Annotated in this window: 15 protein-coding genes; 3 read left to right on the top strand and 12 right to left on the bottom strand. The window is 60.0% G+C overall.

The annotated features are described in order from the left end of the window. The first annotated feature begins 36 nt into the window (after positions 1–36). Positions 37–1515, top strand: coding sequence for an FAD-dependent oxidoreductase (locus tag M0639_RS31675; protein WP_064073751.1), 1479 nt, complete (start codon positions 37–39; stop codon positions 1513–1515). Positions 1516–1965: 450 nt separating this feature from the next. On the opposite strand, the gene M0639_RS31670 is transcribed toward M0639_RS31675, so the two are convergent. From M0639_RS31670 to nadE, 8 genes are all read right to left on the bottom strand, one after another. Then, a complete protein-coding gene (locus M0639_RS31670) occupies positions 1966–2469 on the bottom strand; it encodes a TspO/MBR family protein (protein WP_231914989.1) in 504 nt (167 codons plus the stop codon). 306 nt (positions 2470–2775) lie between these two features. Continuing rightward, positions 2776–2964, bottom strand: a complete 189-nt coding sequence (locus tag M0639_RS31665; RefSeq protein ID WP_064073748.1) for a hypothetical protein — start codon at positions 2962–2964, stop codon at positions 2776–2778. 53 nt (positions 2965–3017) lie between these two features. Continuing rightward, the gene (locus M0639_RS31660) at positions 3018–3872 is read right to left on the bottom strand and encodes a glycosyltransferase family 2 protein (RefSeq protein ID WP_231914988.1); all 855 of its coding nucleotides are present in this window, start codon (positions 3870–3872) and stop codon (positions 3018–3020) included. A 13-nt stretch (positions 3873–3885) separates the two neighbouring features. Next, entirely contained in the window at positions 3886–4893 is a 1008-nt protein-coding gene (locus M0639_RS31655; RefSeq protein WP_064073746.1) for a glycosyltransferase, read from the bottom strand. Beyond that, positions 4890–6023, bottom strand: coding sequence for a glycosyltransferase family 4 protein (locus tag M0639_RS31650; RefSeq protein WP_064073745.1), 1134 nt, complete (start codon positions 6021–6023; stop codon positions 4890–4892). The genes M0639_RS31655 and M0639_RS31650 overlap by 4 nt, the downstream gene beginning before the upstream one ends. After that, positions 6020–7072 (bottom strand): glycosyltransferase family protein, encoded by a 1053-nt coding sequence (locus M0639_RS31645; protein ID WP_064073744.1) that lies wholly within the window; start codon positions 7070–7072, stop codon positions 6020–6022. The genes M0639_RS31650 and M0639_RS31645 overlap by 4 nt, the downstream gene beginning before the upstream one ends. 476 nt (positions 7073–7548) lie before the next feature. Then, a complete protein-coding gene (locus M0639_RS31640; protein WP_064073743.1) occupies positions 7549–7869 on the bottom strand; it encodes a hypothetical protein in 321 nt (106 codons plus the stop codon). A gap of 718 nt (positions 7870–8587) precedes the next feature. Then, entirely contained in the window at positions 8588–9412 is an 825-nt protein-coding gene (gene nadE / locus M0639_RS31635) for an ammonia-dependent NAD(+) synthetase (RefSeq protein ID WP_064073742.1), read from the bottom strand. Positions 9413–9796: 384 nt separating this feature from the next. Here nadE and M0639_RS31630 point away from each other — a divergent pair, with 384 nt between their 5' ends. After that, complete coding sequence (locus tag M0639_RS31630) at positions 9797–10894, top strand: HemK2/MTQ2 family protein methyltransferase (RefSeq protein ID WP_064233719.1); 1098 nt, start codon at positions 9797–9799, stop codon at positions 10892–10894. Between the two features lie 60 nt (positions 10895–10954). Continuing rightward, on the top strand, positions 10955–11485 hold the full coding sequence (locus M0639_RS31625) for a CinA family protein (RefSeq protein ID WP_064073739.1): 531 nt from the start codon (positions 10955–10957) through the stop codon (positions 11483–11485). Between the two features lie 508 nt (positions 11486–11993). Here M0639_RS31625 and M0639_RS31620 read toward each other — a convergent pair. The 4 genes from M0639_RS31620 to M0639_RS31605 form a co-directional block, all read right to left on the bottom strand. Further along, positions 11994–12287: a low affinity iron permease family protein gene (locus M0639_RS31620; protein ID WP_345894830.1), complete on the bottom strand. Its 294-nt coding sequence runs from the start codon at positions 12285–12287 to the stop codon at positions 11994–11996. A 174-nt stretch (positions 12288–12461) separates the two neighbouring features. Next, a complete protein-coding gene (locus tag M0639_RS31615; protein WP_054801532.1) occupies positions 12462–12707 on the bottom strand; it encodes a hypothetical protein in 246 nt (81 codons plus the stop codon). After that, the gene (locus M0639_RS31610) at positions 12704–14212 is read right to left on the bottom strand and encodes a YhjD/YihY/BrkB family envelope integrity protein (protein WP_064073737.1); all 1509 of its coding nucleotides are present in this window, start codon (positions 14210–14212) and stop codon (positions 12704–12706) included. Before M0639_RS31610 ends, M0639_RS31615 begins: the two co-directional genes overlap by 4 nt. A 51-nt stretch (positions 14213–14263) precedes the next feature. Beyond that, positions 14264–15277: an FUSC family protein gene (locus M0639_RS31605; protein WP_064073736.1), complete on the bottom strand. Its 1014-nt coding sequence runs from the start codon at positions 15275–15277 to the stop codon at positions 14264–14266. Positions 15278–15306 lie beyond the last annotated feature (29 nt).

The raw sequence follows: 15306 nt of genomic DNA, 5'->3' as shown, positions 1-15306 counted from the left end.
CGTTTCTCATACGACCACCCTAGGCAACCGTAGGTCATGACCTCCCTGTGGCTCGAAGGGGCGCGCCCCGAATACTCATCCGAATTCTCCGAGCGTGAGTACGACACCATTGTCGTCGGGGCAGGTATGACAGGTGTGGTTACGGCATTGTTGTTCGCCCGGGCCGGTCGTGCGGTGGCGTTACTCGAATCCAGGACCGTCGGAGCTGTCACAACCGGCAATACGACTGGCAAGATCAGTTTGCTCCAAGGCACTCGACTGTCGAGCATTGCAAAGAAGCACTCACCGTCGGCAGTGCGCTCGTACGTCGAGGCCAATAGGGAGGGACGACAGTGGCTGCTGCGATACTGCGCCGACAATTCTGTTGCAGTACAACGTGAATCGGCTTTCACGTATACCACCAGCACTGGCGGTACCGTCTCCTTGCGGGAAGAATTGGATGCAGCACGTGCGGCGGGACTCGATGCCCACTGGACCGACGTGGTCGATTTGCCGTTCCCGGTGGTTGGCGCGCTCCGCTTGGATGATCAAGCACAATTCGACGCAGTCCAGGCACTCGACGCGCTGGTCCAGGATTTCGTCCAGTGCGGTGGAACAGTGCACGAAGGGACCCGGGTCCGGACCGTGCACGGTAATCGTCATCGACGTTCGGTGCATACCAACCGCGGTGTAGTGACCGCTGCTCGAGTCGTGATCGCCACGGGAACACCAATACTCGATCGAGGTGCATTCTTTGCCCGCTTGGAACCACAACGCAGCTACGCTGCTGCCTTCACAGTTCCCGGCGATATTCCACGAGGAATGTACATATCTGTCGACAAACCGGAACGGTCGATTCGTTACGCTCCGCGCAACGACAGCAACTTGCTACTCGTCGGTGGTAACGGCCACCCAGTCGGGCGCGCAGCATCGCCATCACAGTGTCTGCAAGAGTTGATCGATTGGACTGGCAAGACCTTCCCCGGCGCCGAGCTGACGCATTCCTGGTCCGCACAGGACTACCGGCCTGTGAACGAACTCCCTTATGTCGGAGAGCTTTTGCCGGGCGACCCCTCGATCCTCATTGCCACTGGTTACGCGAAATGGGGGATCACCAACTCGGTCGCTGCCGCGCTGACACTGGTTGCGAGTGTCCTCGGCACCCGAGCACAGTGGTCAGCAATCTATACCCCATGGGATTGGAATCAAGTGTCCGGAGTGCCCCATGCTGTTCGGGTCAATGCTGGAGTGGCCGTTCACCTGACGAGCGGCTGGATAAAGCCTTTGTTTGAGCGACTCGCGCATAAGGACCCAGAGTCCAGCAGTCATGGCCAGGTCGTATGGGAAGGGCTTACGCCTGTCGCCCGAAGCACTGTCGGCGGCGTGATGCAGGAGGTTTCCGCGGTGTGCCCGCATCTTGGCGGCATAGTGAGTTGGAACGACGCCGAACGATCTTGGGATTGTCCACTGCACGGATCACGCTTCACTGCGAGCGGTGAGCTTCTGGAAGGCCCTGCAACCGAAGATCTCTCATGACGTGGACATCTCAGCTCGTTCCATGGCCTCGAGCTCTAACGGTGTGGTGCTTTCGGACGGTTCCGCGATACCCGCCATTCGGCAATTTCGTCGGATCGAGCGTTCCGTCGCCAGCATAACGCTCGACTTTGTTCCCCTATTCACACCATGATTGGCTTTCGTGCCCTCCAGGATGGCCTCATTATCCGATCCAAAATACTCGTCGAGAGTAGATCCGTCCGGCATCGTGACCCGAGGGGCCCATCTCGTCACCCTTGCTTCCGCATCGTGGTCGAAACGGGATAGGAGGGCACCCGTCACGGCTCGCGCTTTCCTGTGAAATGTTTGCGCGCGACTACGAACGCGACTGCACCGACCAAGACAAGAATCACCAATATCTCCATGCCGCACAACTACCCGATGCCAGCTGATCGCAATCGGCGGATCCTGCGACTCGTTCATGGCCGCAATTCAGCCCCGGTTCTCGAGCCAAAGAGCTGTGGACAAAACCGTCGCAAATGCACACCAGACCGGGTACGGCGCCAATGCCACTCCCGCCGTTCGTCTGACCGGAAGTGTCCGTCCCGTCAAGTCTGCGCTGCTTACAGTCAGGATGGCTGCGACGACGGGTGCTGTACGGAGTCGATGCGAACGAAAGAACACCCAACTCCAGCCGGCGTTCACGAGGAGGTTGGTCGTCAGGGCTCGGGTGTAGTCGCGAGCAGCGGTCTCGTCCCCGTTCTCGGTCAGGCGCTCAAGAGTCAGGGCGGTGCTTACTGCGATGTCGGCGTACAGAACGGTCCATACGACAGGGAAGGTAATAGGCGGCGGCTGAAATGATGGCTTGCGCAGCTTCTCGAACCATGGGCTTCGATCTGGCCATCTCGATGCAACTGAACCGGCAACGGCGGCCGCCGTTGTCATCGTTCCAGTGCGCGGGAGCCATTTCCGAAGGAAAGAGCGGCTTTCGGGCATCGGGCAACTCCTCATATTTTGGGCGGGTGTTTCACCTGGTGGCACAATCAGCGCGTGTTCGCGTGTCTCCGAATGCACTGCCGGGACTCGCGACTTCCAGCCGAAACGGCTCGTTCGGGCGCGCCTGAGCTTTGCGCCCGACTGCAGCCAGCTCACACTTATGCCTCGGCGAATACTCCGGACTCCGCCGACTCGATCTGTTCGACTCCCTCCGTCGCCACGAGGAATGCCACCTTCTGTCCTGCGAGTAATTGACTCATGCTTGAACGTCCTTCCTCATCTTCGTCACACCCGTCGAGCGACTGCTCAGCTGGATGTGCCCTCGGTGTCGTCGAAGAACGACCATTCGCCATCATGGTGAACTTCCATACGCCATCCCAGTTCCGAGTTGTCGGCGCGAGCATCCACAAACCAAGCATGCGCATCGTCAGCGCTCTCGATGTCGCGCGTCGCGGTGACGTCGCCCGCAGGATTGATCACTCTGTAAGTAGCCATTCCTCTCACCTTCCCCGGCCGACGTTTCTTCAATCATCGACCGCGAAGACGAATCAAGCTCTACCACCGCAGTTCACGGAGCTCGAGTTCCGAATCTGCACCCAGCGTTGAATGTGTGGTCGGTACTCCACAAGACCCATCTCTTGGAATGCGTCGATCCATCCTTGCATCGGCCACTGTCCCCACCTCTGATGAAACACCCACGCATTCGCCAGAATGCTCTCAAGGTGCTCGACGGGTGGATCCGACACGGGATGGAATTGATGGTAGGCGTCCGCTCCTCCGACCCAAATCAGTTTCACGCCTTTTTCGCGGGCGGACCAGGCAAAATCGGTGTCCTCCCCGCCATACCCGACGTAATCCTCGCAGAAGCCTTCCAAGGTTTGCCATGTCAGTTCAGTGACCGCGAAGGACAACGACCAGAAGAGGTCGAAGTCGTCCCCGCGGAGAACCGTCCTGTCGGGGGGCGCCGGCCTTGCTGGATGTGGATTGTGGAGCAGTGCCATCTCATCCGGCGTAATCGGGGAAGACAACGGCTGCGTCAAATAGGTGACGGGTCCGCAGAAAAGAGAGGCAGTAGAGTTCTCTGCACATGCAGTCTCGTGATATCGAGCGAGAAGAGTCGGTGCTGGAATGCAATCGACGTCGAGGAACACGAGCAGCTCGGCGCCGCGGCATCGAGCTTTTGCTGCTCCGATGTTTCGGGCAAGGGCGAGCGGGAGAGGGTCCCCTTCTGGAACGTCGATTTCCACAACGTGGGCAGAGCTTCCCTCCTGCGCGACGACGGTTTTCACCGTCTCGTCGCCCATCGCGACGACGACGTGCGAGTACGGCAGCTTCGCACTCGCAGCGAGACCACGCAGGTGCATCCGCAAGTGCGCGTGACGCCCATGCACAATCGTAATCACCGCTGTCCTCACGTCAGCGGGCCTTGTGCCGTCTCGCGACTGACTCGATGACTCGCGCTGCACGGGCAGCGGCACCCGAAGTCCGCCACTTTGACCAGCCTTCGCGATCGAGAGCCTGTGCCTGGGTGATCAAATCGGGCCAGGATTCGAGTGCCGGCCATTCTTTCAGCGTCACCGCGAGATTGTGCAGGGACAGGGCTCCGGCGGTCGCGACCTGTTCTCCGAACGGACGTTCCTGTGCGATCACTATGGCGGGCTTACCGGCGATCGCGATGTCGGCCACCGCGTTCTGGCCTGCGTGCGAGACTACGACGTCGCTCGAGCAGATCTCCGGCCAGGGATCTGCGACCCACGTCCCTCCCGGCAATCCGAGTCCTTTCCAGTGGAAGGAATGATGCTGTGCCGCAGCAGCTTGAACGTCAGCGTTCGAGACCGCTGACCCACCGGCGCCGCTCAACACCAGAACTCGCGGAGACGAGGAATTGTCGACGGTACGAGATGCGCTCTCCCGGCCTTCGAACCGGCTGATACCTCCCGCATAAGTCGTCTTGTGCTCATGGGGGCGGAGCCAGCTCGGGTTGTATATCTCTTGCGGCCAGGCGGCGATGATGTGATCTGCAAGTCGATACGCTAGCTGATGGGTGAAATCGGTCCTGTCTCCTGGCATCGCCACGACGATGACCGGGACACCCATCAACCGAATGAACGTCGCGATTTCGACGGATACATCCACGACAACGACGTCGGGACGCGCAGTCGCTACCCACTCGGCGACTCGTGCCATCCGAGCGCGAAGCCCGGTTTCGTGAATCGGTGCCCAATGAAGAGCATCGTTGGCCGTGGGGTCGAGCTCATGTGCGTCGCCGTAGTCGAGTTGCAACTGAACATGATCGTCGAAGGCTTCCACTGCAACCGAATCGGCACTGGTGAGCGCGGTGACGTCGAGATTCAGTTTCCTCGCGATCGACGCGGCACGGGTGAGGTGACCTCGCCCGTGATGGTGGATGTAGTAACCGATCATCGGCCTACTCGCCGGGTTGTGGCCGTGGGCACAGTTTCCGCCGTGGACGTACCGGATATGGTTGGTGCAGAGTATATTTCGTTGTACAGTGCGACATATCGGTCTACCATTCTTCGCTCCGAACAGTGGTTCACAGCGCGCGCCCGCGCGTGCGGCCGAGCCAGCTGTTTCGCCTCTCCGATCGCGACGGAGAGCGCGGCCACGTCGTCAGCTGGGACCAGCCGACCACAATCGGGCGTGAGGATTTCCGGTATGCCACCCCGCCTGTAAGCCACGACCGGGGTCCCGCAGGCAAGCGCCTCGGCCACGACCAACCCGTAGGGCTCGTCCCAATGCGGGGTCACGAGTGCAACAGCAGACATCCCTACCGCGGCAACGAGATCGTCAGTCACCAGATGGCCGAGATATCGAACTGAGTCGCCGAGTTGTGGTTCGATTCGCTCTCTGAAATACGTATGGTCACTGATCGGCCCGGCAAGCACCAACGGCATACCGGATTCTCTGGCGGCTGCAATCGCATGGTGGGCGCCCTTTTCCGGAACGATGCGTCCGAACCAGATCAGTCGATGCCCACCGGGCCCCTGACGCCATTGATCGGTATCGACGCCGTTGTGCACGACGTCGACGTCGCCGGCTGCCTGTTTCCATGAATCGGCGGTGAAACGGCTCACCGCAGCAAACCGACCGGGAGACCCACCTGCCGCGATGGCTGATTCCAGCCACGGGGTCGGCGGCGTGTGCAAAGTGGTGAGCACAGGAGCACTCAGCGTGGACGCCATCGCCACGGGTAGGTAGTGCAGGCTGTGATTGTGGATGATGTCGAAACTCTCCGCATAGTCACGAGCGAGGCGGAGCATGAGGTCGAGATAGGCATGGTGTTCTTGCATGAAATACTCTGCCGGCATGGAGATGTCAGTTCTGGCAGCCGTACTGATGGGGGCTGGGCGGGCGTCGATCAGCTCACAAGCGAGCTGCGGATCTGACCCATGTCCGGCGAAAAGGGTGACATCGTGGCCGGCTTTTCGCAGAGCTGCGGCCAGATGCCATACGTGAGCTTCGAGACCGCCGGCGAACGGTTGATTGACGGGATAGCGACTCGATGCGATCAGAGCTATGCGTAACGCGCTCATGCGAGAACCTTCTCGTAGATTTCGCGGTGAGCAGAGGCAAGGAATCGGCGCTGCCTGCTACGCATTCCAGCGGAAAGACGCACGGGCTCTGCTGAATACAGTTCACGAACACATCGATCCAGCGACTCCGGGTCGAAATGACGCTCGTCGAACCCGTAGATTTTGCAGTCCTGCTGTTGTGCGTAGAACCCACAGCTGGGAGCGATGACGGATGTCCCGAGGTCGTAACATGCCTCCAGCCATCCAGAATGCGTACCGAACCGATACGGCAAGACCGAAACCGACAGAGACATCAGATATCTCCACAACTCGTCGTCGGTGAAATACGGATGTACCACCACCTCTACACCCGGTCGATCATCGTATTCCAAGAGCTTCTTCGCGGCCTGCGGCGCATACCAATGATTGTCGGGATCGAAGATCTCATCATGGACGTTCACAACCAATCGCGCACCCGGCAACGTCGCAATCGTCGAAGACAGAGTGTTCAACACCGGAAACGGATCCATGTTGGGACGCAGGCTTTTCACGTGCACTCCCACGGTGAATTGTGTTCCCGGAGGTCGCGCAAGACCGAAGTTGTCCAATTCGATCACATGAGGATGAGGCAGCACAGCGCATTCCCGCCCCCAATCGTTCGCGACCGATGCAGCCGCCCCCGGTGTCAAGGTGATCAGAGAGTCCGCCGCCGGTACCAACACGTCTAGTATCTCCCGGTGCGACTCGGGATCGGGATGGTGGGGATTTCGCAGGTCATGCACCGTGTAGACCAGAGGAATATCGTGACTGCGTAACTCGTGGACGATGTCCTCCATTACCTGCGGTGCGATCGCGTCGAAACCGAAGTGGACATGAAAAAGATCAAAAAGGTGATGATGCTCGCGGATCCATCCCGGATCGAGCATCACCGGAGGCCACCAGCCGCCAGGAACCTTACGGCCATCCGCGGGGACCGGATCGTCAAGACGAACGACGCCGTCTTTTCCCATGGGTTGCGCCAAGTGCCGGACGTACACGTGCGATGCAGGTACAGACGCAACCCGAATCACGTCAGCAGTTCGGACCAAGTCTGCAGCTCGAACCGCGTCGACTCTTGTAGAGACATTAATGTCGGTCGACAACCGATCACCGGGATGGGCTCCCCCGTTCATCTCACTCCTTGCATCGGATCGGGGCGCGTTCGCGCCGAAGAGACGAGAAAAAGGCTTGTTTCTCGCTTCGGCGGCTGGTTCCTCAACCGCGATACCTCATTACCATAGCGTAGATGTATCTTTCGGGTTCCATTGAACGGGAGCATGTTTCGAACATTGCGCGACTGGGTTGTTCGACGAGCACTTAGAACGCGCGCTCCGGTCGATCAGTCGAAACGAAGCGCGATTATTCACGTCGAGGACGCGCGAACTCGAGGACCCGCTCAGGGGCCACTGCATACGGTGCCAATGTCCAATGCATACGGTGCCAATTGATCCGGACCGCGCCGGTGAATTCTGGTTCGCCTATCTCGACCATCGTCCGGGAAGAACGCTCAATGGCCCTTTTGGTCCAGAAGTTCGCGGTTTTCCAATCGCTTGACCCGCCGATGTTCCATCAAGATTGCCAGGGCCCCGACGATGAAGGAGATCACGCATACACTTCCGGCGATGACCGCCCACCCGCGAAATCCGTAACCTGCTGCCACCAAGGTTAATCCGAGAGTTGCTAATCCGAGGCCGACTAACAGGTATCCGGGATAGTTGCGTCCGTCTGTGATCGCCTCCCCGACGTGGGATCGATTCGTGCGTTCATTGTCCACAGGGACAGGTTCGACTTCTTTCGGCTCAGTCACAACACACACTCCGTCCAGCATTCATGACAACGTGTCACAGTCCTCGTTGTTCGTTCGCAAGGCATCTACCCCGGCCGTGCACGGATGAAACAGTGAACTCCACAACAAGACAGGCCACCACGCCCGGGATCCGTACCGTTGGCGTTGTCGAGCAGAAGAGGTGCTAGCGCCCATGCAGCTCAACGCTGCCGTAGCGGGAATCGTCCTTCCGGTTCCGCATCCGGGCGCTCCCGTTTGTTGAATGGCCTCGGGTTATTGCTTGGAGGCATCGGCCCGGCACCTTAGGAGCGCTCCAGACGGTAGACGCTCCGTGCGACCTGACGGTGATCGGATGTCACCGAGGAACCATTTCCCGGCGGACGAGCCAATCTGGGCATCGGCACCGGTTGATGGGGCCCTCACTGCGTTTCTCGATCAGCACGCCTCGGTCCTCCGTCAGGCGTTGTCGCAGGAGCGCATCAGAGTGCGCGTTGACTGCAGCATCGAGCCAAGTACCTCTGTTCTACCTTGACCGCTCCACTCGCGTTCTCCGAACTTCGCTGGCGCGGTTTGCTCGTCGAAACTTATGGTGCCGCAAGATGTGTCCTCGTAGTTTCACTTGCTCGATGGCCGCAGAATACCCGTCGGTACGTCTAGCCGTCGCGCCCGAACGATTACGAAGTAACGCTGGATCACCGCGATTCAATCCGCCGATCAGCCAGTTGCGTAGTCGAACTGTATCTCCGACAACATGTTGTGTTCAGTGCCACCAGGTATCGAGTGGTGTGACCGGCACCGTGCGCTTGTGACGAGTGCTGGTGAACATCTTCTCGAGCTTTTCGGCTACCTCGGAGGAAACGTCCTTTCCTTCGAGGTAGTCGTCTATCTGTGAGTACGTGACGCCGAGGGCAACTTCGTCGGGCAGCGCGGGTCGGTCGTCCTCGAGGTCGGCGGTCGGCACCTTGCGCCACGTGCTCTCGGGTGCGCCCAGTTCCTGCAGGAGTGCAGCGCCCTGACGTTTGCTCAGGCCGGTGAGCGGCGTGATGTCGACGCCGCCGTCACCGAATTTCGTGAAGAAGCCGGTGATCGCCTCCGCCGCTTGGTCGGTACCGATTACCAGGTAGCCGAGCTGACCGGCAATCGCATACTGAATGACCATTCGTTCGCGCGCCTTGATGTTGCCGCGGACGAAGTCGCGCAGTTCACCGTTCCCCAACGCCTCGGAGGCTTCACGGGCTGTGGCGTCGGCACCTGGCTTGACGTTGACCGTGAGAGAGCGGTCCGGCTTGATGAAGCCGAGTGCGATCTGAGCATCGGACTCGTCGGCCTGCGCGCCATAGGGGAGTCGAACAGCGACGAACTCGGCCTCGTGGCCTTCTTCGCGGAGTTCGGTGACCGCACGTTGGGCGAGGGCGCCGGCGAGCGTGCTGTCCTGACCGCCGCTGATTCCCAGAACGAATCCTTTGGCGGGGGTCGAGCGCACGTAGTCCTTCAGGAACTGGACTCGCGAGCGAACCTCCGCTGCGGCGTCGATTGTCGGCTTTGCGCCGAGTTCTTCGATGATGCTTTCACGCAGTGTGGCCATGAATGGACTCTAGCGATGTGAGCAGGCGCGCGCAGGCCCGTCGCTCTTCTGGCCCGCAAAGTTGGGTACGACCAGGTCGACACTGTTGATTGCCAAAGCCGCTGCGAGTGCCGGTGTTGCAGCGAATCGGGAAACGGGTGCGAAAAGCCGACCGCCGTCGGCATACCCTTTGGACGCTCATTCCTCGACTACTGCCGAAGTTGGCGTTCGCCGCTACCACGGGTGACTCGTTGTCCGAATCGCAGTCGTCGTCGGAGACCGAACTGTTGGGCAACGTGATTCTGGAGCAGTCCAGTCCGAAACGATGCGCTCTCCCGCATGGTTTCGTGAACATTCGGGTAGAAAACCTGTCGGGATCGAACCCCCTGAACTCAGGAGTCGACGATGATCGTTAGTTTGCCAGGTGTGTACCGACCGCAGGACGATACGTCGCTGTTGATCGAGGCACTGAAGTGTCAGCGGGTGACGGGGTCCACTCGCGTTCTCGACCTCTGCGCCGGAACCGGCGCGTTGTCAATAGCCGCTGCCAAGGCTGGAGCTGGTCGCGTTCTCGCGGTAGACATTTCACGCCGGTCAATTATGAACGTCAGGCTCAACCGCCTCCTCAACAAAGTGAGTGTCGAGGCACGTCGTGGAAACCTTACCGAGGTGCTGACCGGAGAAATGTTCGACCTCGTGGTTTCGAACCCGCCGTACGTCCCATCCGAAATCGACGAACTGCCGGCTTCAGGACTTGAGAGAGCCTGGAACGCCGGTACCGGCGGCCGGGTTCTACTCGACCGAATCATCGCATCGGCCTCTGACTTCCTTGTGCCAGGAGGGTCTTTGCTGTTGTTGCAGTCCGCGATGTGCGACATCGGAAAGACCGGAGCCATGCTCGAAGAACGGGGGATGACTGCAGAAGTCGTTGCTGGGAGATCAATCCCGTTCGGCCCGGTCCTGCGCTCGCGCCGCGCGATGCTTGAGCGCCGTGGGTTAATTGAGCATGGGCAGGAAATCGAGGAATTGGTGGTCGTGCGCGCCAGCAAGCCGCTCCCGATGGTCCACGGAAAGCGCAGCGACGGCGTGGGGTCGCACACGGGGATGACAGGTGGAAATCCGTGCAAAAAGGAAGAGGCAGTATCGAATCCGCGCTCATTGGTGCTTGAGGAAACAGAACGTGGGGCCTCCCAGGGCGACGACGGCGATGTAACGGAGCATCTTCGCAGGATGCTGACCGGCGTGGGATTCCGAATTACCCACACTGTGACCACCCGGACCGCCACCGACATAGAGTCCGTGCTCACACTGGCGCCCAAGGGTTGTGTCCTCATTCGGACTGATTCGTACACCGGTGTGACGGAGGTAATGCTACAGATCGAACACGTAGGCCATGAGGTCGCTGCGTATCTACGAAACCATCTGCCGAAGAACATTTTACGGGAGGCAAAAATCAGTGTGGAATCGAATCGTCTTCAGAACAGGGCAGCGCAGATCCGTTGACCGGTTTGAACGTGAAGCGACACAATACGAGTGCTCGACATCTGTTGGAGAGGACAGGACATGAGTAACGACCCTCGGCCCGATTTGCCGACCGAAACCGACTTCGACGAACTATGCAAGCGCCTGGCAAGTGTCGCAATGGCGCGAGGTTTGACGGTGTCGACGGCAGAGTCCCTGACGGCGGGAAATATTGCCGCACACCTGGGTAAGGCGCCGGATGCGGGTTCATGGTTCACTGGTGGGATCGTCGCGTACAACCGGGAGGTGAAGCGGTCGGTCCTCCACGTTCCGAACGGCCCTGTGGTGAGCGAAGAATCCGCGCGAGCCATGGCGCACAGCACAGCCACCCTGTTCGGAACCACACTGGCGCTCGCCGTCACCGGGGAAGCCGGGCCGCAAACCCAAGAAGACGTGACTCCGGGAACCGTCTGGTTCGGGATCGTCGACCACGGAAGAGCGCACACCGAAAAGCAAGTATTCTCAGGCGAACCGGAGGACATCCTGGCCGCCACGATAGAGCATGCGATCAAACTTCTTGTGCGGCACGCCTCCACGGACGCCGCGTCTACCTCCGGCGGAGTCCCGTCGTGAGCCAGCGGACGTCGACTGCGGAGGAGCCTAGTCTCTGAAAGGCCTTGGACGATGACATCTCGCCCCGATCACCCGAGCTGGGCCCTGGCCGCGGTAGCCGAGTATCTCGGAGTCGCATCCGAGATACTCGGCAGACCCGAAGTATGCGTGGTGAGCGAAAGTGGCAAGGATGCTCGTCATGTGCAGCCTGGCGACATATATACAGCCTGACCAGGTGCCGAGCACCACGGCGGCGAATTCGTAGCTGACGCAGTCGCGCGGGCGCCATAGCTGCGGTAAGGGATCGCCCAACTGAGATTGGATGTTGGGAGTGGACAGCACTTGAAAAGCGTTAGGACCATTGGCTTCTTGGATACACGGCCAACCCTTCTCGATGTTGGACCTCGGGCAGCAAACTCAGCGGTATCGCCGAACCACATAGCCGATACCCGATCCCAGTGTGCCAGGCCAGTAGGTCGAGAGTCGAGATCGCAGGACTCGTTTTGTAAGTGCTAGGTGCCTCTGCCGTTCAGGAAGCGCTCTCGTGGTCTTCCAATCCGACAGCAAGTCGCAGTTCGCGCAAAGCTTTGTCGAGTTCGGGGTGCTGCTGAGCGAGTTGTTTCATCAGATCGGCCAGTCCGTCGGCGATGGCGTTCAACTTGTGCTGCACGACGTCGTCGGATCGCTTCTGTGTGTTCTGCAACAACGCCACCAACAGGAACGTCACGATGGTGGTGACAGTGTTGATAATCAGTTGCCAGGTGTCGATGGTGCCGAGGAGGAAGAACGACGGCGCCCAGAGCACCACTATCACCGTGCACACTACGAAGAACCATCCCTGCGAGGTCCGTGCACCGGCGTAGATCGCGAACCTATCGAAGACGGAGATAGTTCGTCGAAACTTCGGAGAGGAGAACTGCAGGCGGCTTCATCGTTGGGGCCTCGCTCGATTCCGGGACATTGGGCTGACCGTAGCCGCAAACGTCGACGGCGCTCGCTAGTTGTGCGTGGTGAGGCGGGAACGCTGCTTGCGGCGGCGGAGCACAAGTACGAACACCACTAAGAGACCGAGCGCCGCCGCGACGGCTGCAGGCCGCTGCCTTACCCGTTCCACGTCACGCGACATCTCACCCTTGACGCGGGCCGGTACGTCGGCCTTTTCGGCGAGTACGCCTACGGTTGCGGCTAGAGCCTCACGTTGGGCTCGAACATTCTCGTCGGGTCCGTCTGCGGTAGTGCTCATTTCACGCCCTTCTTGGCAGTAGCGATGTCAGCTTTGACGCTTTCGACGGTCTCTTCCGGAAGTGGTGGCGCCGCGGACTTCGCTCGTTTGGCTCCCACGAGTGCGGTTATTGCTCCGATGGCGATCACGATTGCCGCGATGATCAGAGCTGCAAGCCAAGGTTCGAGGGTTGTGGCCAATCCGAGTACTGCTGCCGCCAGAAGTACCGCGAAGCCGTACAGCAGCAGCAGTGCGCCGGCGCCGGAGATACCGACCCCTACACCGAACCGGGTGCTCTTCGTCTTGACTTCGGCTACTGCGTGCGACATCTCGGCCCGTACGAGGTCGGACACCTGCTCGGTGAGGCGCTCGACGAGTTGTACGGTCGACAGTGCGTGCGGGTCTACGCCCTCTGTGTCGACAGTTTTCGGCGGCGCGGTGCTCGGAACGGTTGCCCGGCTATCGGATCGCTCGGTCATGGTCGACGTCCCTTCGTTGTCTTCGCCGCCGTGCGTTTCGCGAAGTTCGCGACCGGCGGCGATATCGTGTGCGTGCAGACGAGCGTTCTTTTCCGAAACGCTGGTGTCCCGAGGAGGCAGCCGCAGGAATTCTTCGGCTTCGATTCCGGCCTGTAACTGCCGGCCGCGTTCGAGTTCCGCGTCAACTTCTGCTCCGAACAACAACGCAAGATTGGTGATCCACAACCAGAGGAGGAAGATGACCGCCCCGGCCAACGATCCGTACGTCTTGTTGTAACTACCGAAATGACTTACATAGAAAGCGAATCCGACTGAAGCCACGATCCACACTGCAATAGCGAGTGCTGCTCCGACGCTGATCCAACGAAATTTCGGCTGTTGCACATTGGGAGTCACGTAATACAGCACCGCCACCGCCAGCGCGACACAGATCAGAATGACGGGCCACTTCGCAATATTCCACGTCGTCACCGCGCCGTCTCCGATGCCGAGCTGATCACCCAGCGCCTTGGCGACAGGTCCGCTGACGACCAGCATCAAGATCACCGCGGCAACCAACAGAAGTCCTGCGAGGGTGACGACCAGTTGCAGAGGACGAAGTTTCCAGACCGGCCTGCCTTCCTCCACCTCGTACATACGATTCATCGCTCGCCCGAATGCGCCGACATAGCCGGAGGCCGACCACAACGCACCCGCGAGACCGATGATCAATGCGAAACCGGCGGTAGGGGCCGCCACCAGTTGTTCGACGGTGCCACGCATCGTGTCCACGGCCGAGCCCGGTCCGACAGCGGCTACCAGTTCCATCACCGTGTCCACACTGGCACGCCCCTGGCCGACAACTCCCAGCAGGGACACCAGCGCCAGAAGCGCCGGGAACAGTGACAGCACAGCGTAGTACGTCAAAGCCGCCGCCAGATCGGTGCACTGATCGCGAGTGAACTCTCGGGCAGAACGTCGTGCTACGAACTTCCACGACTGCGCCGTCAGGTCGGTCGGATCGGAAGGCTTACGCGCGTCGTCCGCATCAACCGTGTGTGTCACCATGCCCGAGTTGCTACCCAGTGAGCCGGGTGTCGAAACTCGGTCGAGACTCCCCTAGCTTCCGTACTCCTCTCGATCGAGGACAGCGAGCGCCGCAAGTAACCCACGGCTGGAGAGAACTATCGAAGGTGCGACGGACGTTGTGACTGTTCCCTGCTGCACGAGCTTTTCGAGTGCGGTCAATCTTTCACGGGCAAGGGGCAAGGTCGTGACGGAACGATGGTCGGTAGGGTCGTGCACCGGACCTCTTCCCGCATCGGCAAAGGCTATGGCCATCGCTTCGAGCAACTCCGAGACGGCACTTTGCAAACTCCCGTTCTCGTTGAAATCGCTGTCCTCGACGGCAAGGATCAGGCCCATGAGATGTAGCGCTGCTCGATCGAGTGCTTCGGCGGCCGGGCGAAACAACTCGGATCCTCCTATACGCAACCACCCACGTTTGCGAAAGTTTCCGACCAGGCTGGCTTCACCGTCCATCACCGCGGTCTCCGCGGCAACGGATTTGTTCACCGACAGAGCGCGTTGACGCCATGAACCCTGTGTTCCAGCACTGGCTTTCACGTCCGCGGCCATCTGTCGGAGAATGTCCGCGACCTCATGCGTACGTGCCACCAAGAGGTCTCTGGCGTCGGAGAGATAGTCCGGCGGCACCAACACGGCATTGACCGCGATGCCCACGAATACTCCGAGCACTACGTCACCAATGCGGTGCATCACCAAGTACGGGTTGGTTGCTGTTCCGTACAGAAGGACCAATACGGCGGTGACGGCGACCCAAATCCCGTCAGGCGACAACCGCGGAATGCGGCCGACGAGTATTCCTGCACCCGTTGCGATGGCCAATGCAGCGACGGTCGGAAGGGTCACCGCCGCGACGGCGGCCACAACAACTCCGAGGACGACCACACTGACCTGGCGGGCGGCCACCCGCATCGAGTTCCGCACGGTGTTCCCGATGATGAAGAGTGCAGCGTACGGAGCGAGAAATGCTTCAGGGCTATGAAAGACGCTGTTCGCGATCACCCACGCGATGACTACGGCGACTGCGCCTTTCAGAGCTGTGATCAAGCCTATGCTTTCACATCGCTGAATGAGGG

Source organism: Rhodococcus qingshengii JCM 15477, assembly GCF_023221595.1.
Lineage (GTDB): Bacteria > Actinomycetota > Actinomycetes > Mycobacteriales > Mycobacteriaceae > Rhodococcus_F > Rhodococcus_F qingshengii.
Note: the sequence above shows the minus strand (reverse complement) of the source record. Positions and strands in the feature narration are given on the sequence as shown.